This is a genomic window from Synechococcus sp. A15-62 (assembly GCF_014280075.1).
In the GTDB taxonomy this organism is placed as follows: domain Bacteria; phylum Cyanobacteriota; class Cyanobacteriia; order PCC-6307; family Cyanobiaceae; genus Parasynechococcus.
This window is the reverse complement of record NZ_CP047950.1, coordinates 74,138-96,230: the sequence shown is the minus strand read 5'-3', so window position 1 is coordinate 96,230 and position 22,093 is coordinate 74,138. Positions and strand designations below refer to the sequence as shown.

The following is a 22,093-nucleotide window of genomic DNA, read 5'->3' as shown; positions in this document are numbered from 1 at the left end:
CACCGGATCAGAACCTTCCCTAAGGGTGGGCTGAGCTTTGCAAGCTGCCAAGCAACGCCTCAATGATCCGAGCATTGGCAGCTGGGAAGGCGTAATTCCCCAGGTCATCCGGGCGCACCCAACGCACCTGCTGACTGGCGAGGGGCTTCGGCTCGCCTGAGGCCCAGTCGCAGAGATGCACCACAAAGCGCAGCTTCTTGTGGCTGTAAGAGTGATCAACGGTGATCAATTCATCGCCAACCGTCACCGCAATGCCGAGTTCCTCCTTGAGCTCACGGGCGATGCAGGTTTCGATCGTTTCGCCCTGCTCCTGCTTGCCGCCAGGAAACTCCCACATTCCCCCCAACAGGCCTTCTTCCAGGCGCTGGTCAATCAACACCTCCCCCGCCGCATTGAGCACGACCCCCACACCGATGACCTGAAAGGGCAGGGGCTTGGGGGCGTCGGTCACGGGCCAGCGGCGGGGGTCGCCGGCAGCGTAAGCAGCGCAGTGGGAGTGCCAGGGGCAGCGGGGGCAGTCCGGCTGGCGGGGAGTGCAAAGCGTGGCCCCCAGATCCATCAAGGCCTGATTGGTGTCCCGTGGCCGCAGCGGATCAAGCAGGGCCTCGCTCCAGCTCCAGAACAGGGCATCGTCGCGAGCTGGCGGGCGTGGATGGACCATCAAGCGCGCCAGCACCCGTTTGACGTTGCCATCCAGGATCGGCAGCCGAAGATTGAAGGCACTGGAGAGGATGCTGCCGGCGGTGGTGCGACCGATGCCCGGCAACGCCATCCACTCCTCCAAGCTGCGGGGCCAAGACCCACCAACCAGCAGCTGCGCCGCCTCATGCAGCCGGCGAACTCGCGAGTAGTAACCGAGTCCCTGCCACTTGAACCGCACCTCGTCCAGAGACGCCGCGGCCAGGGCCTCGACAGAGGGAAACGCCGCCATCCAACGCGTCCAATAGGGGAGCGCAACGGCTAACTGGGTCTGCTGCAGCATCACCTCGGCAATCCAGATGCCGTAAGGGTCGAGCTCCTGCTCCGGCGCAGGACGCGCGCCACCAGGTAACAGCTTCCAGGGGATTCCGCCGCGGCCATGGCGCTCCCACCAAGCCAGCAAGGCTGTCGCCAGAACAGCAGCATCGGCCTCGGTCAACACGTCCAAAGGTTCACGATTGGTGTCAGAGCAGGGTCCGAGCAACGACCGTCCATCCAAGTGCTTCGCTCGCCAGGATGCACTGGCGCAGCAAGCCAAGGCGTGAGCCCGAGCAACAACCTCTGGAGCTGGAACGAGCGATCAATCGGTTGGAGCCTGATGGGCGACCCCAATGCCGAAGAGGCCGTGCTGTTGATTCATGGCTTCGGGGCCAACACCAACCACTGGCGCTTCAACCAGCCAGTGCTGGCCGAACTGCTGCCCACCTACGCCATCGATCTGCTCGGCTTCGGGCGCAGCGATCAGCCTCGGGCTCGCTTGAAGGATGAACCCGTTTCAGCGGATGCCGTTCATTACGGCTTCGACCTCTGGGGCCAGCAGGTGGCTGACTTCTGCGCTGCGGTGGTGCAACGGCCGGTTCGACTGGTGGGCAACTCGATCGGCGGAGTTGTCGCCCTCCGTGCCGCTCAGCTATTGGGCGAGAACTGCCGCGGCGTGGTGCTGATCGACTGCGCCCAGCGCTTGATGGACGACAAGCAACTGGCCACACAACCGGCTTGGATGGCCTGGATCCGGCCACTGCTGAAAACAATGGTGCGGCAGCGCTGGCTCAGCACCGCACTGTTCCGCAATGCGGCACGTTCTGGGGTGATCCGCAGCGTGTTGAAGCAGGCCTATCCCAGTGGCGCCAACATCGATGAGGACTTGGTGGATCTGCTGTTTCAACCAACTCAACGCGAAGGTGCCGCCGAGGCTTTCCGCGGATTCATCAACCTGTTCGACGACCATCTCGCCCCACGGTTGATGGCAGAGATGTCGACCCCTGTGGATCTGATCTGGGGTGAGCAGGATCCCTGGGAGCCAATTACTGAAGCCGAGCGCTGGGCCCGGACATTGAACTGCGTTGAATCCCTCTCAGTGATTCCAAACGCAGGCCACTGTCCTCACGACGAAGCACCGGATCAGGTCAATCCGGTGCTTCAAATGCTGATCAACAAGAAATCAATTCAGCAGGCGACGTAAGCCTCCACCTGATCACTGACCCGGCGCAGGCCGGCCAAACCATCACGCTCGAGGTTGCGAACACGGTCGCGGCTCATCCCCAGGATCCGGCCGATGCCCGTAAGGCTCATCGGATCTTCACCATCCATGCCGTAGCGCATCCGCAGCACCTGCTCCTGCAGATGAGGCAGCTGTCCCAGGAGACTGCGCAGATCACCCTTCAAGCAATCCTCTTCCACCTGATCGCTGGGCAGATCGCCATCGCCGGAGAGCAGCTCCAGCAGCTCGGTGTCATCACCATCACCCACCTTCATCTCAAGGCTGACGGGCTGACGAGCACGGCACATCAGATCTTTGACATCGTCTTCCGGCAGCTCAACGAACTCGGCCAACTCGGTCACCGTGGGGGTGCGTCCCAGCTCCTGGCTCAACTCCCGTTGACCCTTCTTGAGCTTGTTCAGCATCTCCGTGATGTGAATGGGCAGCCGAATCGTGCGGCTCTTCTCAGCAATGGCCCGTGTGATGCCCTGACGAATCCACCAGTAGGCATAGGTGGAAAATTTGTAACCGCGGGTGGGATCAAACTTCTCCACCCCTCGCACCAAACCAATAGTTCCTTCCTGGATGAGATCCAGGAGTTCCATGTTCCGCTTGGTGTACTTCTTGGCCACGCTCACCACAAGCCGGAGGTTGGCCGCCACCATCCGCTCCTTGGCGCGACGGCCGTGCTGCAGCTTGCGCTTGAGCTGCATCGAGGACAGACCTGACGCTTTGGCCAGCTGGTCACGACTGGGCTTTTCACCAGCCTTGCTCTCCAGCTCAGACTCGAGCGATTCCAGATCCATCAGTTCCTGCACCTGGCGACCCAGGGTGATTTCCTGCTCGTGAGTCAGCAGGGGAACACGGCCGATGTCTCGTAAATAAGAACGAACCAGATCGACGTCTGCCGTGACGGTTTTCGCAGCTTTGGCAGCGGTTTTGGGCTTGGAAGCAGCGGTCGCAGCCGGAGCCATGGGGCGCTTCTTTGAGTTATGTGAAGAGTACTCCTAAGAAACGTAAACAGACTCTCAGAAAACCCCGAAAACAAAGAAATGGGTAGAAATACCTGCGGCTTGCACCAGCTGCGGCAGGTGGATCAGCAGCCACCCCGCCGTCTTCAGGTAGATCAGCGTTCCCGCCACGTCCGTGCAGGTGGTGATGAAGGGTGTGGACATCAACGCAGGATCCAGACCCATGCGGTCAAACAGCAGTGGGAACGCTGCACCGGCCGTAGCCGCCAGGGTGGTGATCGCGAGCAGGCTCATCCCCACCGAGAGGCCCACCAGTGCGCTTTCGCCGCGCCACCAGGCGAAGGGAACCACCAAAAGCATCATCAACAACCCCAGCAACGCCCCCGCCATGGCTTCTCGGCCAATCGCCCGCAGGGGGCCAAGACTGGAAATGCTCTGGGTGCTCAAACCACGGATCACCACCGTGGAACTCTGGGCCCCCACGTTGCCGCCAGTGCCACCGAGCAAGGGGATGAACGCCGCCAGCAAGACCACCCGCTGCAGCACATCTTCATTGGCGGCGATCACCTCTGAGGTGAAAAAGCTGGCCAGCACAAGCACCGCCAGCCACACCACACGGCGGCGAGCGACGGTGAACAGATTGCTGCTGAAGTAGTCATCGTCATCGCCGGCCTGCACCGCGCCGGCCGCGTAGAGATCACGGGTGGCCTCCTGCTCAATCACGTCGATCACGTCATCCACCGTGACGATGCCCACGAGACGCTGCTCCAGATCCACCACGGGAACGGCGAGGAAGTCGTAGCGCTGAATCGTGCGGGCCACCTTCTCCTGATCCGTGTCAGTGCTGACACTGAGCACCTCCTCCGTCATCACATCGCCAATGCGGGCCTGGGGGTCTGCTGTGACCAGATCCCGCAGCGAGAGGATGCCGGTGAGGCGTCGCTCGGCGTCCGTCACGTAGAGGGAATAAATCGTCTCGGTGTCGCGAGCACGGCGCCGCACGATCTCCAGCGCCACTGCGGCGGTTTGGTTTTCCTTGAACGCGATGTATTCGGTCGTCATCAAACGACCGGCCGTTTCGGAGCGGTAGCCCAGCAACTCAGCGGTCACCTTGCGTTCATCCGGGCTGAGCTCGCTCAACAGCTGCCGCACCACCTTGGCCGGCAACTCCTCGAACAATCGGGCGCGATCATCCGGCGACATCTCCTCCATCACCTCCCGCATCTCGCCAGAGCGCAGCAGGCTCAGCAGGCTTTGCTGCGTGGCGGTGTCGAGGTATTCGTAAACACTGATGGCTTCATCCTTGCTGAGCAGGCGAAAGGCAATCGCCTGCAGATTGGCCGGAAGACTGCCGATCGCCTCGGCGATGTCCACCGGCTGCACCGGTTCCAGCAGCAGTTTCACGGCGTCGTAATTGCCCGCCTGAAGCATCGCGGCGAGTTCCTGGGAAACCGCTTCGGCTAGCAAGTCGGGTTCCACGCTCACGCCAGCACTGCTCAGCCCCGATGCCTCCGTCATGCCCCTCCGGCCGGGAGCCCAGTGTATGGCCGTTGGAGCCGGTTAACCTCTGCGCTCCATCCCTGTTTCTCCATGGCGATCAGCGTCAGCGCCGTCTCTGTCACCACCCCTGACGGCAGCAGCAAATCCCTGGGCGACTACGCCGGCAAGGTGCTGCTGATCGTGAACGTGGCCAGCCGCTGTGGCTTCACCAAGCAATACGCGGGTTTGCAGGCTCTGAACGAGGCCTACGCCGCCACGGGCCTGGCAGTGCTGGGTTTCCCTTGCAACGACTTCGGCGCCCAGGAGCCCGGCACCCTCGACGAGATCAAGAGTTTCTGCTCCACCACCTACGGCACTGACTTCGAACTGTTCGAGAAAGTGCACGCCAAGGGGAGCACCACCGAGCCTTACACGACCCTCAACCAGATGGATCCCGCCGGTGATGTGGAGTGGAACTTCGAGAAATTCCTGGTGGGCAAGGACGGCACCGTGATCGCCCGCTTCAAGAGCGGCGTCACCCCCGAAGACCTCAAGTCGGCGATTGAGGCGGCGCTGGCGGCTTGAGCCGTCGCCCCAGGCTGAACCCCAGGGCTGCGGCACCCAGCCCCAGCCCGAGGGTCAGCGCAATCAAGCCCAATGCGGCGGCCCAGTCACCGGAACTCAGATGCTTCATGGCCGCCAGCATCCAGCTGCTGAAGGTGGTGAGCGAACCGCAGAAGCCAATGCCCAGCAGCAACTGTCGCCGTGGGGCAACTGGGAGCCCCGCCAGCAAGCCCAAGAAGGCAGCCCCAAGAACATTCACCAGCAGGTTCTGGTCCCCCAGACGAAGGGCCAATTGCCAGCGCAGCAGCGCTCCGGGAACAGCGCCCACGCCAACAAGCAGCAACTCCTGCAGTTCCAGTTGCAGGATTGGTTTGGTCTCAGGCATGGGTCCCCAATCCGTAACCCAAAGCAGAGGCCAGCAAACCCGCCCCGATCGAGGCCAGCGCCAGCACCACAGCAGTGATCGCCTGGCCAGCCCGCAGCTCGTTCAGCAGCTCCACCGCAAAGGTGGAAAAGGTGCTGAGGCTGCCGAAAAATCCCACCCCCATCAGCAGAGCAATGCCTGTACTGGCGGTGCAGGTTTCATTCAGCGCCAGCACCAGACCCAGAGCAAAACAGGCCACCACATTCACAACGAAAGTGCCCCAGTGCTTTTTCGGCACCATGGGTTGAAAATGGTTCACCACCTTCAGGCGCAGCCAGGCCCCGGGGATCGCCCCAAGACCCACCAAAACCGCCTCAGGCGCGGAGCCAGCCACGACGTTGATCTCCCGAGAGCGTCTGCACGTGCAACCAATCCTGGCCATCGGCGGTCGACCAACGGCGCAACAGGCGCAGGGATGAGCCCGCCTTGAGGGTGCTCAACCGAGGAGCCACCGCCAGCGGACTGAGCCGGAGAGGCTGATCGGTGGCGATGTGCAGTTGGCCGGAGGACACACGGCGACGTGGCTGCGGTTGACGCCGATCAGCACCTCCCGCAGGCAGGGCAGCCGGAGCAATTAACGCCACCCCCAGCAGCCAACTCCACCGCAGAACACTGCTCGTCGAAACAGTCCCTGAACGAACAGCCGTCATCAAATGTCGAGGGCTGCCATGTCCAGCTCGGCGCTGTGGGTCTCGATGAATTCCCGACGAGGAGCCACCTTGTCGCCCATCAGGATCGTGAAGATGCGATCGGCCTCGAGGGCATCCTCGATCTCCACCCGCTTCATCGTGCGCGTAGTGGGATCCATGGTGGTTTCCCAGAGCTGCTTGGGCATCATTTCGCCAAGACCCTTGAAGCGCTGGATCGTGTAGTTGGCCTTCTCGCCGAAGCCCTCCAGGGTCTTTTGCAGATCGCCTTCGTTGTAGCAATAGGTGTGGTTCTTGCCGCGCTCAACTTTGTAGAGCGGTGGGCAGGCGATGTAGATGTAACCGCCTTCCACCAGCTCCTTCTGATAGCGGTAGAAGAAGGTGAGCAGCAGGGTGCGGATGTGGGCACCATCCACGTCGGCGTCGGTCATGATCACGACCCGGTGGTAGCGGAGGTTCTTCACATCGAAGTCCTCGCCCTTGATCCCCAGGCCCAAGGCGGTGATCAGCGCCTGAATCTCAGTGTTCTTGTAGATCTTGGCGTCGTCGGTCTTCTCGATGTTGAGGATCTTGCCCCGCAGCGGCAGGATCGCCTGGAAGCGACGGTCGCGGCCCTGCTTGGCCGAGCCACCGGCAGAGTCGCCCTCCACGATGTAGATCTCGGATTCACCGGGATCGCGGGAGCTGCAGTCGGCCAGTTTTCCGGGCAGGGTTGAACTCTCCAGCACGCTCTTGCGCCGTACCAGTTCGCGTGCCCGGCGGGCGGCCTCAGCGGCATTGAACGCCTGGATCGCCTTCTCGAGGATCAGGCCGATCACGGAGGGATTGAACTCGAGGAACTGGCTGAGGGCTTCTCCCACAAGGTTGTCGACGATGCCCCGCACCTCGGTGTTGCCGAGCTTGGTCTTGGTCTGACCTTCGAATTCCGGTTCCGGCACCTTCACCGAGAGCACTGCCGTCAGGCCTTCGCGGATGTTCTCCCCCGCAAGATTGGAATCGGATTCCTTGCGTTTGCCCAGTTTCTTGGCAAAGGCATTGAGGGTGCGGGTGAGCACCGTCTTCAGGCCTTCAATGTGGGTGCCGCCATCAACGGTGCGGATGTTGTTGGCGAAGCCAAGGATGCTGTCGGAATAGGCATCGGAGCACCACTGCAGGGCTGCCTCCACCTGAACACCGTCCTTCTCGGAATTCACATAAATGATGTCCGGATGAAGGGCATCCTTCTCCTTGTTCATGTAGGCGACGTATTCCTTGATGCCGCCTTCGTAGAAGTAAGTCTCCTCATGGGGATTCCCTTCCTCATCCCGGGCTGACTCCCGCTCATCGCGGAAGACAATCCGCACGCCGCCGTTGAGATAGGCCAGTTCCCGGAGACGAGCCGAAAGAGTGGCGTAATCGAAGACGATGCCGCCGGTGAAGATTTCAAGGTCGGGCTTGAAACAGACCGTGGTGCCGGTCTCACCGGATTCCGCTGCGGGCTGCGACTCCGACGCCAGCGCCCCGATGGCAGCGCCGCGCTCAAAACGCTGGCGATGCACCTGGCCCTGCCGGCGCACGGTCACCTGCACCCATTCGCTCAGGGCATTCACCACCGAGACGCCAACGCCGTGCAGACCGCCGGACACCTTGTAACCACCGGCGCCGAATTTGCCGCCGGCGTGCAGGACCGTGAGCACCGTCTCCAAGGCGCTCTTGCCAGTGCGCGGGTGCACATCTGTGGGAATGCCGCGGCCGTTGTCGCTCACTGAGGCGGAACCGTCTTCCCCCAGGACCACAACAATGCGGTCGCAATGGCCCGCCAGGGCTTCATCCACCGAGTTATCAACAACCTCGTACACCAGGTGGTGCAAACCCCGCGGCCCGGTGGAGCCGATGTACATGCCAGGGCGCTTGCGGACGGGCTCAAGGCCCTCCAGCACCTGAATCTGCTCGGCGCCGTAGGCGTTCTGGACCTTGGAAGCGTCGCTCATTCAGAAAGTCTCAAGCCAGGAAACCGGGTCATGGGCGGGCGCAACGGCTCTAAACCTCGACCTGACAATGTCAATCTACCACCGGCTGTCTATAGAGGCTTGCAGAGGCCTCTCAGCGCCCATTCCAAGCCGGGCTGCACCCCCTCACCCCTTTGACCAGCTCCAACCCCCTGGTGATCACCCTGCTCGGGCCCACAGCCAGCGGCAAGACCGCCCTGGCGTTGGACATCGCCGAACGGCTGGATCTGCCGGTGATCAACGTGGATTCCCGCCAGCTCTACAAGGAGATGGATCTGGGCACCGCCAAGCCAACGGCGGAGCAGCAGGCGCGGGTGCCGCACCATCTGCTGGACCTGCGCACGCCCGATCAACCGATCACGCTGCAGGAATTTCAGGCGATCGCCACCCCTTGCATCAACGCTGCTCTAGAGCAGCGGGGCGTGGCGTTGCTGGTAGGAGGCAGCGGCCTCTATCTCAAGGCCCTCACCAGTGGCCTTCAGCCTCCGGCCGTGGCACCCCAGCCACAACTTCGCGAGCAACTCACGGCCCTGGGGCAGCAGATCTGCCACCCCCTGCTGCAGGCCGCCGACCCCGAGGCCGCCGCCAAAATCGCCCCTGCCGATGCGGTGCGCACCCAACGCGCCCTGGAGGTGCTCTACGCCTCCGGTCAACCGATGAGCCGCCAGGCCACAGCCACACCTCCGCCCTGGAACGTGCTGGAACTGGGCCTCAACCCGGCCAACCTGCGCCAGCGCATCCAGCAACGCACCGAGCAGCTTTACCGCGATGGTTTGGTGGACGAGACCCGGCTCCTGAGCGAGCGCTACGGCGCTGACCTGCCGCTACTGCAGACCATCGGCTACGGCGAAGCGCTGCAGGTGATCGGCGGCAGCCTGACCACAACAGAAGCGGTGCGAATCACCAGCCAACGCACCCGTCAGTTCGCCAAACGCCAACGCACCTGGTTCCGGCGTCAGCACAACCCCCACTGGCTGCCCGACCAGGCAACCCTGACGGATGCGATGACGTTGATCGAGCAACATCTAAGGTGAAGGATGCAGACGTTGTATTCAGCGAAGTTGTCTGCACCTGTCCCTGTCACCACCTGAATGCCCCCACGTCCCCGTTTTGACCGTCGTGCCCCGGTTCGGGAGCTGCCCAACATCAACGACCGGATCAACTACCCCCAGTTGCGGGTGGTCGACTCAGACGGCGCTCAGTTAGGCGTGATCAGCCGCGAAGAAGCCCTGGATGTGGCCCGCGACCGGGAACTGGATCTGGTGCTGGTGAGCGAGAAGGCCGACCCGCCGGTCTGCCGGATCATGGACTACGGCAAGTTCAAGTTCGAACAGGAAAAGAAAGCCAAAGAGGCCAAGAAGAAGTCGCACCAGACCGAAGTCAAGGAGGTCAAGATGCGCTACAAGATCGATCAGCACGACTACGACGTGCGGATCGGTCAGGCCCAGCGCTTCCTCAAGGCGGGCGACAAGGTGAAGTGCACCGTGATCTTCCGTGGCCGCGAGATTCAGCACACCGCGCTGGCGGAAACCCTGCTACGGCGCATGGCCAAGGATCTCGAGGAAAAGGCCGAAATCCAGCAGGCCCCCAAGCGGGAGGGTCGCAACATGATTATGTTCCTCACCCCGCGCAAAACGCCGCTGGTGAAGAAAGAGGAAAAGGAACAGGCCGCCAATAAGGCCGTGCGCACCATCCCCGCGCCACCCAGGCCCACCGCGGCCAAGGTGGCAAGCCCCCAGGGCTAAATCCTTGGGTCGTCACCAAGCAGCAGGCTCCATCCCTGGGCTGAGGCCTGGGGATTGAAGCTGCTGCGGGCTTCACACATGAAGCCATGGTCGGCGTCGGCATACGCCAGAGAACGCAAACGCTGGCCGGCGGGATCGACTTTGCGCAGGGCGGCTCCAATCGTTTCGCGATCCTCAGCAGGGATTAAGGGATCGGCCGTTCCGAACACACAGGTGAGCCGCGCTTCGATGTTGGGCAACAGACTTAAGGACGGCTCACCTCCACCGGGCCGCATCCGGCTCACGCCTGCGCCGTAAAAATCAAAGGCATGCTCAACCCCGGGCAACGTCGCCGCCAAAAAGGCAGCATGCCCACCGAAGCAGAAGCCCACCACATGGATGGCAGCTTCGGGGTATTGGGCCCGCAACCAGGCCACGGCCGCAGCAACATCAGCAAGGATCTGCTCACTGGTGGTGGCGTCCTTGTGCCGCCGCCCTTCAGCTAAATCAGACGGTTCATAGGCCAACTCAAGATTGGGACCCGTGCGGGCAAACAAAGGCACCGCCAGGGCCGGATGGCCATGGGCGGCCAGGCGATCGGCCACGCTGCGAACCCAACCATTCACACCGAACACCTCAGGTAGCACGATATATACACGTTCTAGAGACAAATTTGAGACAATATCGTTCGCACTACGTTGCGGTTCTGCCCACCAGCAACGCAAGCAAACCGAGCCATTCCGAACTGCAACCCAGACGCCCCGGGAGGACTCAGAAGTTTCCATAACTGCATAGGACACACAGGCAATTGTCACCAAAGGAATCGGTCCGTATGGTGGCCGCATTCAGACCTGTCCCACCGGCGTGCGATTCCATATCCAACAGGAAAGTGACATTCCGGCATCGACGCAGCTCTACAACCAGATCTGTTTTGCCATCGCAGCGCGGCATTACCCGCCGGGACATCGCTTGCCGAGCACCCGCCAGTTGGCCATGCAAACGGGGTTGCACCGCAACACGATCAGCAAGGTGTACCGCCAACTGGAAACCGATGGCGTGGTGGAGGCCATGGCCGGCTCTGGCATCTACGTGCGCGACCAGCAGAAACCCAGGGAAATCAAAACGCCTCCGCACATCCGCAACCGGGGCGTCACCGACCTCGACCGGGAAGTGCGCAAGTGCGTGGATGGCCTGCTCAATGCAGGATGCACCCTGCAGCAAACCCGCGAATTACTGACCCGTGAGATCGACTGGCGGCTGCGTTGCGGCGCCCGCGTGCTGGTCAGCACACCCCGGGAAGACATCGGCGCCTCGATGCTGATCGCAGAGGAATTGGAACCCTGCCTGGATGTACCGGTGGAAGTGGTGCCGCTGGAGGAACTAGAAAGCGTGCTGGAGAATTCCAGCAATGGCACCGTGGTGACCAGCCGTTATTTCCTCCAACCAGTGGAGGAGCTGGCCAAGAAACACAGCGTCCGGGCCGTGGCGGTTGACCTCAACGACTTCCGCCAGGAACTGGCCATGCTCAAGGAACTGCGCCCCGGCAGCTGCGTGGGCCTGGTGAGCATCAGCCCCGGCATTTTGCGGGCCGCGGAAGTGATTCTCCACTCAATGCGTGGCAATGAATTGCTGCTGATGACCGCCACACCGGATGTGGGCAGCCGCCTGCTGGCCCTTTTACGGGCCTCAAGCCACGTGCTCTGCGATCGACCCAGCCTTCCCCTGGTGGAACAGAGCCTGCGCCAGAATCGCTCCCAGCTGATGCGCATGCCCCAGGTGCATTGCGCCGAGAGCTACCTCAGCACCGATACGATCGATTTGCTCCGTAAGGAGATTGGTCTGCAAATTCCGGCCGCCGCCAGCTAATTCTCCTGCGATGTTTGATCACATCCGTGCCGACCTCGCGATCATTCGCGAGCGTGATCCGGCTGCTCGTGGCTGGTTGGAGATTGTGTGCTGCTATCCCGGCTTCCAGGCGATCAGCCTGCACCGAATTAGCCATCGCCTCTGGACCTGCCGTCTGCCCCTGAAGCTGGCTGCCCGCTGCCTCAGCCAAGTCAGCCGCGCCCTCACCGGCATCGAGATCCACCCCGGCGCCCGGATCGGACACAGCGTGTTCATTGACCATGGCATGGGGGTGGTGATCGGCGAGACCGCCGAAATCGGCCACCGTTGCCTGCTGTATCAAGGCGTCACCCTGGGAGGCACAGGCAAGGAACACGGCAAGCGCCACCCAACCCTGGCGGAGAATGTGGTGGTGGGTGCAGGCGCCAAGGTGTTGGGTGCAATCACGATCGGGACCAACACCCGCATTGGCGCTGGATCCGTGGTGGTCCGCGATGTGGAGAGCGACTGCACGGTGGTGGGCATCCCCGGAAGGGTGATCCACCAGAGCGGTGTACGGATCAATCCCCTTGCCCATTCGGCCCTTCCGGATGCGGAGGCAAACGTGATCCGCAACTTGATGGAACGGATCGATCAGCTTGAGAACACGGTGATGAACCTCAAACGCTGCCTACAGGAGGTGGCGGCCGGTCGGCAGCTCCTTGAAGAATGCTCTGGTGAAGCCCAGAATCTCAAAGACCGAGAAATCTTGGAATTCCTGGGAGATAGCACTAGATAAAGTGCTCACAGCTGGCCGATTTAATTAATTCTACGGCCAATACTTTTGACCCAGAAAATTCATATTGATCCTCCAGGGCGAGCCTTGCCGTCAGGAAGTCCTGAAACACACTGCGCAAAAACAAGTCAACATTCAGGGCTAATCTCAAGAACAATCTCACTTGCAGCATTAGAAGCAAGCAAGATCAGGCTTGTTCTCTTGATAAGCAAAAGCATATTGCACGACCCTATAAAATCAAACAAATGCAGTGAATTTAGTCGGCAAAGATTCACGATAGCCAACAATAACTAAGGAAATATTGATTAAAAATTCCCTAGAGCAGCGCGTTTGCCCTGAATCATAAAGACTAATTTTTAGGAGCTTGAGGCTGGAACATGAACATGGAATAAATGACATTGCGACGCATGTTGGTCATCATTTCAAGGAACATGTCGTACCCCTCGTTTTTGTATTCAATGAGAGGGTCTTTCTGACCGTAGCCACGCAGACCCACCGATTCACGCAGGGCATCCATCGCCTGAAGGTGCTCCCGCCAGAGGGTATCGATCTGCTGAAGGATGAAGAAACGCTCGGCCTCCCGCATCAGCCCCGGACGTTGCTGTTCGATCTGGCCTTCCTTGAGGTCGTAGGCGTTGCGCAGTTGCTCCTGCAGAAAGGCCTTGAGTTCCTCCATGCCAAGGCCCTGCACCTGCTCAGGGGTGAGATCTTCCAGCAGATAGATGAATTCCTTCACCTTGCCCACCAGCTGGCCCAGATCCCATTCCTCCGGCGGAAGATCAGGATTCACATAGGCCTCCACGATTTCGCCCATGGTGCGTTCGCCATAGCCGATCACCTGCTTCTTGAGGGCGCGGCCATCCAGCACCCGCCGGCGTTCGGAATACACCGCTCGCCGCTGGTTGTTCATCACCTCGTCGTACTCGAACACCTGCTTGCGGATGTCGTAGTAGTAGGTCTCCACCTTCTTCTGGGCTCCCTCCAGCGAGCGGGTGAGCATGCCGGACTCAATCGGCATGTCCTCCTCCACGCGGAAGGCATTCATCAAACCGGCAACACGGTCACCGCCAAAGATCCGCAGCAGGTTGTCTCCTAAAGAGAGGAAGAAGCGAGTGGAACCGGGGTCGCCCTGGCGGCCGGCACGGCCACGCAGTTGGTTATCGACACGGCGGGACTCATGTCGTTCAGTGCCGATCACATGCAGGCCACCGGCCTCGCGAACGCGGCTTTCCTCCTGCTTCACCACGGCGTCGTATTCACCCTTCACCCGGGCGATCGCCTCGCGCAACGCCTGAATCTGGGGATCCTCAGTGGGAGCTTTCTCCGCAGCAGTGGCGATGCGCTCCTCCAGCTCAATCACCGTGAGGGCACGGTCGCCCCAGGCCTTGACCAGATCACGCGCCAGCTGGCCGAGGGCTTGATCGGTGTCATCAGTGAGGGGGCAGGGATAGAGGCTCTCACCGCTGCGGGGCAGCGAAGGCGCCGCAGCATCAGCGAACCCGCCCGGAGCATTGCGCTGCAAAGGCACGGGCGGCTTGTGATCTTCCTCCGGCTTCACAAGACGGCCCAGCAGCACCTCCCGCAACTTCAAGCGGGCCATGTAGTCGCTGTTGCCGCCAAGAATGATGTCAGTGCCACGGCCCGCCATGTTGGTGGCGATGGTCACGGCGCCAGCCCGACCCGCCTGGGCCACGATCTCCGATTCGCGCTCCACGTTCTCCGGCTTGGCGTTGAGCAGGTTGTGGGGGATCTCCTGCTCCGCCAGCAGCGAACTCAGCAGTTCGCTTTTCTCCACCGAGGTGGTGCCCACCAGCACCGGCCGTCCGTTCTTGTGAATCTCTGCTGTTTCATTGGCCACAGCGCGCCATTTGGCAGCCTCAGTTTTGTAGACCTGATCGGCCCAGTCCTGACGCGCCCGGACCCGGTTGGTGGGGACGATTGTGGTTTCGAGTTTGTAGGTCTTCTCGAATTCGACCTCTTCCGTTTTTGCCGTGCCGGTCATGCCGGCCAAGCGCGGATAGAGCAGGAAAAAGTTCTGATACGTGATCGAAGCGAGAGTCTGCGTTTCCGGTTGGATCGGCAGGGCCTCCTTGGCCTCGATGGCTTGGTGCTGGCCGTCACTCCAACGGCGGCCAGGCATCACCCGACCGGTGAACTCATCCACGATCACCGCTTCGCCGTCGCGCACGATGTAGTTCACATCCTTGACGAACAGCTCCTTGGCCTTGAGGGCGTTGGTGATGTAGTGAGCCCAAGGGTCCTGAGGGTTGAACAGATCCGCCACCCCAAGCATCTGCTCGGCTTTGGCGAAGCCTTCATCGGTGAGGGTGCAGCTGCGCTGCTTTTCATCCACCTCGTAATCACCTTCAGGATCGATACCGTCTTTGCCCAACTCAGCGGCGCGAGCCAGGGCATTGGCCACTTCGGCCGCCTGCTGGTACTTCTCCTGGGGCCGTTCCACCTGGCCGGAAATAATCAGAGGGGTGCGGGCTTCATCGATCAGGATCGAATCCACCTCATCGATCACGCAGTACTGGAACTCCCGCTGCACCACCTCCGAGATATCGGCGGCCATGTTGTCGCGCAGGTAATCGAAGCCCAGCTCCGAGTTGGTGGCATAGGTGATATCGCAGTTGTAGTTGCGCCGGCGTTCCTCGGGGCGCATGTCCTGCTGGATCAGGCCCACGGATAAACCGAGAAAGCGATGCACCTGGCCCATCCACTCGGCATCACGGCGGGCCAGGTAATCGTTCACCGTCACGACGTGCACGCCACGACCAGTGAGGGCGTTGAGATAACTCGGAAGGGTGGCAACCAGTGTTTTGCCTTCGCCAGTTTTCATCTCGGCGATCTGGCCTTCATGCAGCACCATGCCGCCAATCAGCTGGACATCGAAATGACGCATGCCCAGCACCCGCTTGCCGGCTTCACGAACAACAGCGAAGGCCTCAGGCAGGATCTCGTCGAGGATCGGCCGCTGGTTCGCCAGACTGCCGGCATTGGCCAAACGCTCCTGGAAGGCAGCGGTTTTGCCACGCAACTCATCGTCGGAGAGCGGAGCGATCTCCTCTTCAAGCAGCTGGATATCCGAAACGATCGGCTGGTAACGCTTCAGCTTGCGGGCATTGGGATCACCCAGCAGGAGCTTGAGCATGGAAAACGGCAACCGAATCGGGTGCAGCCTAATGGAGGCTCACTCGCAGAAGGCCCTTCTGGACTGGGTTCTGAATCAAGCGGATGAAGAGATTCGAACTCTCGACCCTCTCCTTGGCAAGGAGATGCTCTACCACTGAGCTACATCCGCAAGTGTCGACGCGGGCGTGTCCCTGACGACTTGGAGACTCTGCCTTACGGAGGGACCAATGGTCAATTGCCAAGGGTTCCCACCGTGAATTTCAACGGGAGCCGGCCATTTTCTGACGCAGCTGCTTCACCCGATCCCGCAGGTTGGCGGCTTCCTCGAAGTCGAGCTTCTTGGCCGCCTCCTTCATCTTGGCTTCGAGCTGATCGATCAACTCCGGCAGCGCCTCCAGAGCCAGGCCGGCATCGGGATCGTTTTCCAGGGCCTGGGCCGCCTTGCCCACCACTTCCACCAGATCGGCATCGGGCCCGTCTTGCTTCAGCTTTCGGCTCAACTCCAGGAAGCTGAGGATTGAGTTGCTGGCTTTCTTGCCCGCAGCGGTGGGCACCACACCGTGCTTCTCGTTGTAGACCTTCTGAATCGCACGGCGTCGTTCGGTCTCGGAGATGGCCTTGGCCATCGAGTCGGTCATGTTATCGGCATAGAGCAGTGCCACCCCCTCCACATGGCGGGCGGCGCGGCCGATGGTCTGGATCAGGGAGCGCTCGGCCCGAAGGAAACCCTCTTTGTCGGCATCGAGGATCGCCACCAGGCTCACCTCCGGCAGGTCCAGGCCCTCCCGCAGCAGGTTCACCCCCACCAGCACGTCGTATTCCCCCAGGCGTAGGTCTTGAATGATCTCGATCCGCTCGATCGAGTGGATCTCCGAGTGCAGGTAGCGCACCCGCACCTTGTTCTCCGCCAGGTAATCGGTGAGGTCTTCCGCCATCCGTTTGGTGAGGGTGGTGACCAGCACCCGCTGGTTCTTAGCCGCCCGATCGCGGATCTCCCCCAGCAGGTCATCCACCTGACCCGTGGTGGGCCGCACCTCCACCACTGGATCGAGCACCCCCGTCGGGCGGATCACCTGTTCGGCCACCTCACCGCCGCTCACCTCCATCTCCCAGTTGCCCGGCGTGGCTGAGACGAACACCGTCTGCTTGGCCTTGTTCCAGAACTCTTCCCCTTTGAGCGGCCGGTTGTCAGCCGCACTTGGCAGGCGAAAACCGTGCTCGACCAGCACCTTCTTACGGGCCTGGTCGCCGTTGTACATCGCCTGCAGCTGCGAGCAGGTGACGTGGCTCTCGTCCACGATCAACAGCCAGTCATCGGGGAAGTAATCAATCAGGCATTCCGGCGGGGTGCCCTCCTCGCGGCCGGCCAGGTGGCGGGCGTAGTTCTCCACCCCGTTGCAATAGCCCACCTGACCGAGCATCTCCAGGTCGTACTTGGTGCGCTGCTCCAGCCGCTGGGCCTCCAGCAACTTGCCTTCGCCGTTGAGCACATCCAGCCGCTCCCGCAGCTCCGAGCGGATGGCACTGATCGCCGTATCCAGCCGGTCTTTCGGCGTCACAAAGTGCTTGGCCGGGTAGATATTCACCGCATCCATGCTCTGCAGGATCTCGCCGGTGGTGGGATCGACGTAGCGGATCGCCTCCACCTCATCGCCGAACAACTCGATCCGCACCAGCCGGTCTTCATAGGCAGGACCGATCTCCAGCACGTCTCCTTTCATCCGAAAGCGGCCGCGGGCGATTTCGGTGTCGTTGCGGCTGTACTGGTTGTTCACCAGCTCCCGCAGCTGGCCGCGGATGTTGAGGGTCTCCCCCACCTCGAACTTCACCGCCGCCTTGAGGTATTCACTCGGAATCCCCAGGCCATAAATGCAGCTGATCGAGGCCACCACGATCACGTCGCGCCGTTCAAACAAGGAACGGGTCGCCGAGTGACGCAGCATGTCGATCTCCTCGTTAATCGACGCTGTCTTGGCGATGTAGGTGTCGCTGACCGGTACGTAGGCCTCCGGTTGGTAATAGTCGTAATAAGAAATGAAGTACTCAACGGCGTTCTCCGGGAAGAATTCCCGCAGCTCGTTGCAGAGCTGGGCCGCCAGGGTTTTGTTGTGGGCCAGCACCAGCGCAGGCCGGCCGGTCTGGGCGATCACGTTGGCCATCGTGAACGTCTTGCCCGTGCCCGTCGCCCCCAGCAGCGTCTGATAGCGCTCGCCGCTGTTCACCCCCGCCACCAGCTGCTTGATCGCCGTCGGCTGATCACCCTTCGGCGAATACGGAGCCGTGAGGTCGTAGGCGGGCATGGGTGCGGGGCCAGACGGCGGCCGTCAATTATCGCCGGGGAGCAAGATGAAGTGCTGCGGCTCCCCAACCCGTGACCCCGATCCGGCTGGTTCACCATGCCCCCGGTGCCCCCGGCCTGCGTTGGCTGGGCCTCGGGCCGGATCTGCGCCCCAGTCGGGCCCTGCTCAAGCTGCAACGGCTGTTCGATCGCCACGCCTTCTGGGCCCGCGGCCGCAGCTTTGCTCAGCTGCGGAGGTTGCTGGCCGGTAGCGATGCCGTGGTGAGCCTCTGGCGCGGCAAGCGGCTGGTGGGCTTCGGCCGGGCCACCTCCGATGGCTTCAGCCGAGCCGTGCTCTGGGACATCGTGGTGGCCGGCGATCTGCAGGGCCACGGCCTCGGCCGCCGGGTGATCGAAGAACTGCTGCACAACCCGCCGGTGGTGGGCGTGGAACGGGTGTATCTGATGACCACCAAGAGTGCCGGTTTCTACCGGCAGCTGGGCTTCCAGGATGCAAATCCCCAGCAACTGATGGTGCTGCGCCGCTGAGGCATCTCAATCCGGTCAGGCCCGGTACGATCCGGATCCGTCAGATCAGCCGATGCCCCGGTCCGCGTCCCAGTCCCCTGACGACGCCCTGCAGGGCAATCTGTTCGGGGCACCTGAGCCGGCCGCACCGACTGCACCCACCGGCGAACCTGAGGCCGCCAGCCACGACCTCAGCGACGACGAACTCGGAGCCGATGCCGCTGCCCGGCCCCGAACGCGCCAGACCACGTCAAGCGAGGTCAGCAGCGAATCCCCGGCTGCAAACCATTCAGAACCCAGCAGCGACGAACCGGCCTGGGCCCACCACAGCCAGCTCGACCCGCTGCAGCTCACACCGATGCTGCGCCACTACGTGGAGCTCAAAGCGGCCCATCCAGAACGGGTGCTGCTCTACCGCCTGGGCGACTTCTTCGAGTGCTTCTTCGAAGATGCCATCGAACTCTCCCGGGTGCTGGAGCTCACCCTCACCGGCAAGGAAGGTGGCAAGGCGATCGGGCGGGTACCGATGGCGGGCATCCCTCACCACGCCGCCGAGCGCTACTGCGCCGAACTGATCAAGCAGGGCTACAGCGTGGCCCTTTGCGATCAACTGGAAACCACCCCCACCAAGGGTGCCCTACTCAAGCGGGACATCACCCGGGTGCTGACCCCCGGCACCGTGTTGGAGGAGGGCATGCTCAGCGCCCGCCGCAACAACTGGCTGGCGGCTGTGGTGGTGGAGCCGGCCCAGGGAAAACAACCGCTGCGCTGGGGCCTGGCCAGCGCCGATGTGAGCACCGGCGAGGTGCAGGTGATGCAACGGGAAGACAGCAGCGCCTTGCACCAGCAGCTGGCCCAGCAGGAGGCCTCCGAACTGCTCTGGGCGGCCGCCCTCGATGCTGAGCGGCCGGCCTGGTGTCCCGAACGGCTGCGGCTCACGCCGATGGCCAGCACCCCCTTCAGCCCAGCGGAGGCGGAGCACACCCTGCAGCAGCACTACGGCCTCAGCAGCCTCGATGGCCTCGGCCTGCCGGAGCACCCCCTGGCCCTGCAAGCCCTCGGTGGCCTGCTGCGCTACCTGCAAGACACCCAACCCCTGGAGGAGGACAGCCGCATTCCCCTGGAGGTACCAACAATCGTGCACCGCGGCGATGCCCTGGTGCTGGATGCTCAGACCCGCCGCAACCTCGAGCTCACCGCCACCCAGCGGGACAACCAGTTGCAGGGATCGTTGCTCTGGGCGATCGATCGCACCCTCACCGCCATGGGCGGCCGTTGCCTGCGCCGCTGGCTGGAAGCACCGTTGATGGACCACCAGGCCATTCAGCAGCGCCAGGATCTAGTGAGCAGCCTGGTGGGTGAACGCAGCCTGCGGCTGGCGATCCGCCAGCTGCTGCGGCCGATGGGCGACCTGGAACGGCTGGCCGGCCGGGCCGGAGCGGGCCATGCCGGTGCCCGTGATCTGGTGGCCATCGCCGATGGCCTGGAACGGTTGCCCCAACTCACCGCCCGGCTGGACTCTGCGATCAGCGCGGGACCGGAGTGGTTACAGCAGCTGCTCAGCCCCGATCCAGCCCTGGCGGAGCTGGCCCGGACAATTCGCCACCGCCTGGTGGAGGCCCCACCGCTCTCCCTCTCAGAAGGCGACCTGATCCATGACGGCGTCGACCCGCTGCTGGATGGGCTGCGCAACCAGCTGGACGATCAGGACGCCTGGCTAAGCCACCAGGAGCAGCAGGAGCGCCAACGCAGTGGCATCAGCACCTTGAAGCTGCAGCACCACCGCACCTTCGGCTACTTCCTGGCGGTGAGCAAAGCCAAGGCCACCGCCGTGCCGGACCACTGGATCCGGCGCCAGACCCTGGCCAACGAAGAACGCTTCATCACCCCGGATCTCAAGGAGCGGGAGGGCCGCATCTTCCAGCTGCGGGCCCGGGCCTGCCAGCGGGAATACGAGCTGTTCTGCCAGCTGCGCGAGCAGGTGGGGGCCATGGCCGCCCCGATCCGCCAAGCCGCCCGCGCTGTTGCCGCCCTCGATGCCCTCACCGGTCTGGCCGATGTGGCCGCCAGCGGTGGCTACTGCGCACCCACCATCACCAACGGCCGGGGGCTGCAGCTGGAGGCCAGCCGCCATCCCGTGGTGGAGCAACGGCTGGTGGAAACCGCCTTCACCCCCAATGACGTGCATCTGGGCGATGGCACCGATCTGGTGGTGCTCACAGGCCCCAACGCCAGCGGCAAAAGCTGCTATCTGCGCCAGATCGGTCTGATCCAATTGATGGCGCAGATCGGCAGCTGGGTGCCGGCCCGCTCCGCCACGGTCGGGATCGCCGATCGGATCTTCACCCGGGTGGGTGCTGTGGATGATCTGGCCGCCGGCCAGTCCACCTTCATGGTGGAGATGGCCGAAACCGCCAACATCCTTCACCACGCCAGCGATCGTTCGCTTGTGCTGCTCGATGAGATCGGGCGGGGCACCGCCACCTTCGATGGCCTCTCGATCGCCTGGGCCGTGAGCGAGCACCTGGCCGGCGACCTGGGCAGCCGCACAGTATTCGCCACCCACTATCACGAGCTGAACAACCTGGCCGCCGAACGCGACAACGTGGCCAACTTCCAGGTGCTGGTGGAGGAAACCGGGGAGGATCTGGTTTTCCTCCATCAGGTGCAGGCCGGCGGTGCCAGCCGCAGCTACGGCATCGAAGCGGCACGCCTCGCCGGCGTTCCCAAGCCCGTGGTGCAACGGGCCCGGCAGGTGCTGGATCAGTTGGCGGCCTGAAGCCTCAAGCTGACGGCAAGGCCCGCATCAGGCTGCCCATCTCCAGGGCTTCCAACCCGTAGCTCCAGCCAAGATTGCTCTTGATGCCCGCCCGCTCCAGCGCCTGCTGCATCGTGTCGGTGGTCAACACGCCGAAGATCACGGGCACGGACGTGTCGCGCGCCACAGCTGCAATGCCCTTGCTGGCCTCCGCCACCACCACATCGAAATGGGGCGTGTCGCCGCGGATCACCGCCCCCAGGGTGATCAGCACCTGGTACTGACCGGAGCGGGCCATCTGCTGGGCCACGATCGGCAGTTCGAACGAGCCCGGCACCCAGGCCACGTCCAGCTGGGAGCTGGTTTCCGACACATCCACGCCGTGGCGCTTGAGGCAGTCGAGACAGCCACTCAGCAGCTTGGCGGTGACCAGATCATTGAAACGGGCCACGACGATACCGACGCGCAGCCCGGCTGCGTCAGAGAAACGTCCTTCGAACGTGGCCATTGGGAAGGTGCCGACTGAATCTCAGCCATCGTGGCACCCCCCAGGTTGCTGCTGAGGCCTGAGCTCAGACGACGAAGAAGCTCACACCCCAGTTCAGCAGCACCAGAGCCACCCAAACAGCACTGCCCAGCAGGATCAGACGGTTGGAGCGACCGCTGTCCTCGCTTGAGGCATACAGCACAGGCACAGCAACGATCAAGGCAAACGATGCCACCACCAGGGCCAGAACGGTCAGCGTGTTGATGAACTGCATGGAACTGGAAGTCAGGGGTCGATTTTCACACGAGAGC

Annotated in this window: 20 protein-coding genes and 1 tRNA gene; 8 read left to right on the top strand and 13 right to left on the bottom strand. The window is 62.5% G+C overall.

Annotated features, from left to right (window positions below; translation table 11 throughout):
* Window positions 1-19 precede the first annotated feature (19 nt).
* Window positions 20-1,138 (bottom strand): 8-oxo-dGTP diphosphatase MutT, encoded by a 1,119-nt coding sequence (mutT, locus tag SynA1562_RS00485; protein ID WP_186495237.1) that lies wholly within the window; start codon window positions 1,136-1,138, stop codon window positions 20-22.
* 159 nt (window positions 1,139-1,297) lie between these two features.
* On the opposite strand from mutT, the gene SynA1562_RS00480 reads away from it, so the two are divergent.
* Window positions 1,298-2,161, top strand: coding sequence for an alpha/beta fold hydrolase (locus tag SynA1562_RS00480; protein ID WP_255445803.1), 864 nt, complete (start codon window positions 1,298-1,300; stop codon window positions 2,159-2,161).
* Here the strand turns inward: SynA1562_RS00480 and SynA1562_RS00475 are convergent.
* Window positions 2,146-3,153: an RpoD/SigA family RNA polymerase sigma factor gene (locus SynA1562_RS00475; RefSeq protein WP_255441825.1), complete on the bottom strand. Its 1,008-nt coding sequence runs from the start codon at window positions 3,151-3,153 to the stop codon at window positions 2,146-2,148. The genes SynA1562_RS00480 and SynA1562_RS00475 overlap by 16 nt on opposite strands.
* Before the next feature lie 54 nt (window positions 3,154-3,207).
* Complete coding sequence (mgtE, locus tag SynA1562_RS00470) at window positions 3,208-4,668, bottom strand: magnesium transporter (RefSeq protein WP_186494249.1); 1,461 nt, start codon at window positions 4,666-4,668, stop codon at window positions 3,208-3,210.
* A 72-nt stretch (window positions 4,669-4,740) separates the two neighbouring features.
* Between mgtE and SynA1562_RS00465 the strand changes: the two genes are divergently transcribed.
* On the top strand, window positions 4,741-5,214 hold the full coding sequence (locus tag SynA1562_RS00465; RefSeq protein WP_186494248.1) for a glutathione peroxidase: 474 nt from the start codon (window positions 4,741-4,743) through the stop codon (window positions 5,212-5,214).
* Here SynA1562_RS00465 and SynA1562_RS00460 read toward each other — a convergent pair.
* The 4 genes from SynA1562_RS00460 to gyrB are packed head-to-tail and all read right to left on the bottom strand — an operon-like array spanning window position 5,180 to window position 8,234.
* Window positions 5,180-5,578, bottom strand: a complete 399-nt coding sequence (locus SynA1562_RS00460; RefSeq protein WP_186494247.1) for a CrcB family protein — start codon at window positions 5,576-5,578, stop codon at window positions 5,180-5,182. The two genes, SynA1562_RS00465 and SynA1562_RS00460, sit on opposite strands and share 35 nt — an antisense overlap.
* On the bottom strand, window positions 5,571-5,951 hold the full coding sequence (locus SynA1562_RS00455) for a CrcB family protein (RefSeq protein WP_186494246.1): 381 nt from the start codon (window positions 5,949-5,951) through the stop codon (window positions 5,571-5,573). Before SynA1562_RS00455 ends, SynA1562_RS00460 begins: the two co-directional genes overlap by 8 nt.
* Window positions 5,932-6,267 carry an SH3 domain-containing protein gene (locus SynA1562_RS00450; protein ID WP_186494245.1) on the bottom strand — a complete coding sequence of 112 codons (336 nt, stop codon included), beginning with the start codon at window positions 6,265-6,267 and terminating at the stop codon, window positions 5,932-5,934. Before SynA1562_RS00450 ends, SynA1562_RS00455 begins: the two co-directional genes overlap by 20 nt.
* Window positions 6,267-8,234 carry a DNA topoisomerase (ATP-hydrolyzing) subunit B gene (gene gyrB, locus SynA1562_RS00445; protein WP_186494244.1) on the bottom strand — a complete coding sequence of 656 codons (1,968 nt, stop codon included), beginning with the start codon at window positions 8,232-8,234 and terminating at the stop codon, window positions 6,267-6,269. The genes SynA1562_RS00450 and gyrB overlap by 1 nt, the downstream gene beginning before the upstream one ends.
* Before the next feature lie 152 nt (window positions 8,235-8,386).
* Between gyrB and miaA the strand changes: the two genes are divergently transcribed.
* A complete protein-coding gene (gene miaA, locus SynA1562_RS00440) occupies window positions 8,387-9,286 on the top strand; it encodes a tRNA (adenosine(37)-N6)-dimethylallyltransferase MiaA (RefSeq protein WP_186494243.1) in 900 nt (299 codons plus the stop codon).
* Between the two features lie 57 nt (window positions 9,287-9,343).
* Window positions 9,344-9,997, top strand: a complete 654-nt coding sequence (infC, locus tag SynA1562_RS00435; protein ID WP_011363124.1) for a translation initiation factor IF-3 — start codon at window positions 9,344-9,346, stop codon at window positions 9,995-9,997.
* Here infC and SynA1562_RS00430 read toward each other — a convergent pair.
* A complete protein-coding gene (locus SynA1562_RS00430) occupies window positions 9,994-10,623 on the bottom strand; it encodes a dienelactone hydrolase family protein (RefSeq protein WP_370593221.1) in 630 nt (209 codons plus the stop codon). The genes infC and SynA1562_RS00430 overlap by 4 nt on opposite strands.
* 217 nt (window positions 10,624-10,840) lie before the next feature.
* Between SynA1562_RS00430 and SynA1562_RS00425 the strand changes: the two genes are divergently transcribed.
* Window positions 10,841-11,842, top strand: coding sequence for a GntR family transcriptional regulator (locus SynA1562_RS00425; protein ID WP_115081444.1), 1,002 nt, complete (start codon window positions 10,841-10,843; stop codon window positions 11,840-11,842).
* Window positions 11,843-11,852: 10 nt separating this feature from the next.
* Complete coding sequence (gene cysE / locus SynA1562_RS00420; RefSeq protein ID WP_186494241.1) at window positions 11,853-12,599, top strand: serine O-acetyltransferase; 747 nt, start codon at window positions 11,853-11,855, stop codon at window positions 12,597-12,599.
* 346 nt (window positions 12,600-12,945) lie between these two features.
* On the opposite strand, the gene secA is transcribed toward cysE, so the two are convergent.
* The 3 genes from secA to uvrB form a co-directional block, all read right to left on the bottom strand.
* Window positions 12,946-15,750 carry a preprotein translocase subunit SecA gene (gene secA / locus SynA1562_RS00415; protein WP_186494240.1) on the bottom strand — a complete coding sequence of 935 codons (2,805 nt, stop codon included), beginning with the start codon at window positions 15,748-15,750 and terminating at the stop codon, window positions 12,946-12,948.
* A gap of 78 nt (window positions 15,751-15,828) precedes the next feature.
* Window positions 15,829-15,900 (bottom strand) — tRNA-Gly (locus tag SynA1562_RS00410).
* A gap of 91 nt (window positions 15,901-15,991) precedes the next feature.
* A complete protein-coding gene (gene uvrB / locus SynA1562_RS00405) occupies window positions 15,992-18,031 on the bottom strand; it encodes an excinuclease ABC subunit UvrB (protein ID WP_186494239.1) in 2,040 nt (679 codons plus the stop codon).
* A gap of 71 nt (window positions 18,032-18,102) precedes the next feature.
* On the opposite strand from uvrB, the gene SynA1562_RS00400 reads away from it, so the two are divergent.
* Window positions 18,103-18,558, top strand: coding sequence for a GNAT family N-acetyltransferase (locus tag SynA1562_RS00400; RefSeq protein WP_186494238.1), 456 nt, complete (start codon window positions 18,103-18,105; stop codon window positions 18,556-18,558).
* A 52-nt stretch (window positions 18,559-18,610) separates the two neighbouring features.
* The gene (gene mutS, locus SynA1562_RS00395) at window positions 18,611-21,316 is read left to right on the top strand and encodes a DNA mismatch repair protein MutS (protein WP_186494237.1); all 2,706 of its coding nucleotides are present in this window, start codon (window positions 18,611-18,613) and stop codon (window positions 21,314-21,316) included.
* Between the two features lie 4 nt (window positions 21,317-21,320).
* Here mutS and ribH read toward each other — a convergent pair whose 3' ends face one another.
* Together ribH and psbZ are read right to left on the bottom strand one after the other, a co-directional pair.
* On the bottom strand, window positions 21,321-21,803 hold the full coding sequence (gene ribH / locus SynA1562_RS00390; RefSeq protein ID WP_186494236.1) for a 6,7-dimethyl-8-ribityllumazine synthase: 483 nt from the start codon (window positions 21,801-21,803) through the stop codon (window positions 21,321-21,323).
* A 64-nt stretch (window positions 21,804-21,867) separates the two neighbouring features.
* Window positions 21,868-22,056: a photosystem II reaction center protein PsbZ gene (gene psbZ, locus SynA1562_RS00385; RefSeq protein WP_006850156.1), complete on the bottom strand. Its 189-nt coding sequence runs from the start codon at window positions 22,054-22,056 to the stop codon at window positions 21,868-21,870.
* Window positions 22,057-22,093 lie beyond the last annotated feature (37 nt).

What these genes read in the sequence shown, in the direction of transcription:
- SynA1562_RS00480 (WP_255445803.1), top strand. Translation starts at nt 1,298, where the DNA reads ATGGGCGACCCCAATGCCGAAGAGGCCGTGCTGTTGATTCATGGCTTC.
- SynA1562_RS00475 (WP_255441825.1), bottom strand. Translation starts at nt 3,153, where the DNA reads ATGGCTCCGGCTGCGACCGCTGCTTCCAAGCCCAAAACCGCTGCCAAA.
- mgtE (WP_186494249.1), bottom strand. Translation starts at nt 4,668, where the DNA reads ATGACGGAGGCATCGGGGCTGAGCAGTGCTGGCGTGAGCGTGGAACCC.
- SynA1562_RS00465 (WP_186494248.1), top strand. Translation starts at nt 4,741, where the DNA reads ATGGCGATCAGCGTCAGCGCCGTCTCTGTCACCACCCCTGACGGCAGC.
- SynA1562_RS00460 (WP_186494247.1), bottom strand. Translation starts at nt 5,578, where the DNA reads ATGCCTGAGACCAAACCAATCCTGCAACTGGAACTGCAGGAGTTGCTG.
- SynA1562_RS00450 (WP_186494245.1), bottom strand. Translation starts at nt 6,267, where the DNA reads ATGACGGCTGTTCGTTCAGGGACTGTTTCGACGAGCAGTGTTCTGCGG.
- gyrB (WP_186494244.1), bottom strand. Translation starts at nt 8,234, where the DNA reads ATGAGCGACGCTTCCAAGGTCCAGAACGCCTACGGCGCCGAGCAGATT.
- infC (WP_011363124.1), top strand. Translation starts at nt 9,344, where the DNA reads ATGCCCCCACGTCCCCGTTTTGACCGTCGTGCCCCGGTTCGGGAGCTG.
- cysE (WP_186494241.1), top strand. Translation starts at nt 11,853, where the DNA reads ATGTTTGATCACATCCGTGCCGACCTCGCGATCATTCGCGAGCGTGAT.
- secA (WP_186494240.1), bottom strand. Translation starts at nt 15,750, where the DNA reads ATGCTCAAGCTCCTGCTGGGTGATCCCAATGCCCGCAAGCTGAAGCGT.
- uvrB (WP_186494239.1), bottom strand. Translation starts at nt 18,031, where the DNA reads ATGCCCGCCTACGACCTCACGGCTCCGTATTCGCCGAAGGGTGATCAG.
- mutS (WP_186494237.1), top strand. Translation starts at nt 18,611, where the DNA reads ATGCCCCGGTCCGCGTCCCAGTCCCCTGACGACGCCCTGCAGGGCAAT.
- ribH (WP_186494236.1), bottom strand. Translation starts at nt 21,803, where the DNA reads ATGGCCACGTTCGAAGGACGTTTCTCTGACGCAGCCGGGCTGCGCGTC.
- psbZ (WP_006850156.1), bottom strand. Translation starts at nt 22,056, where the DNA reads ATGCAGTTCATCAACACGCTGACCGTTCTGGCCCTGGTGGTGGCATCG.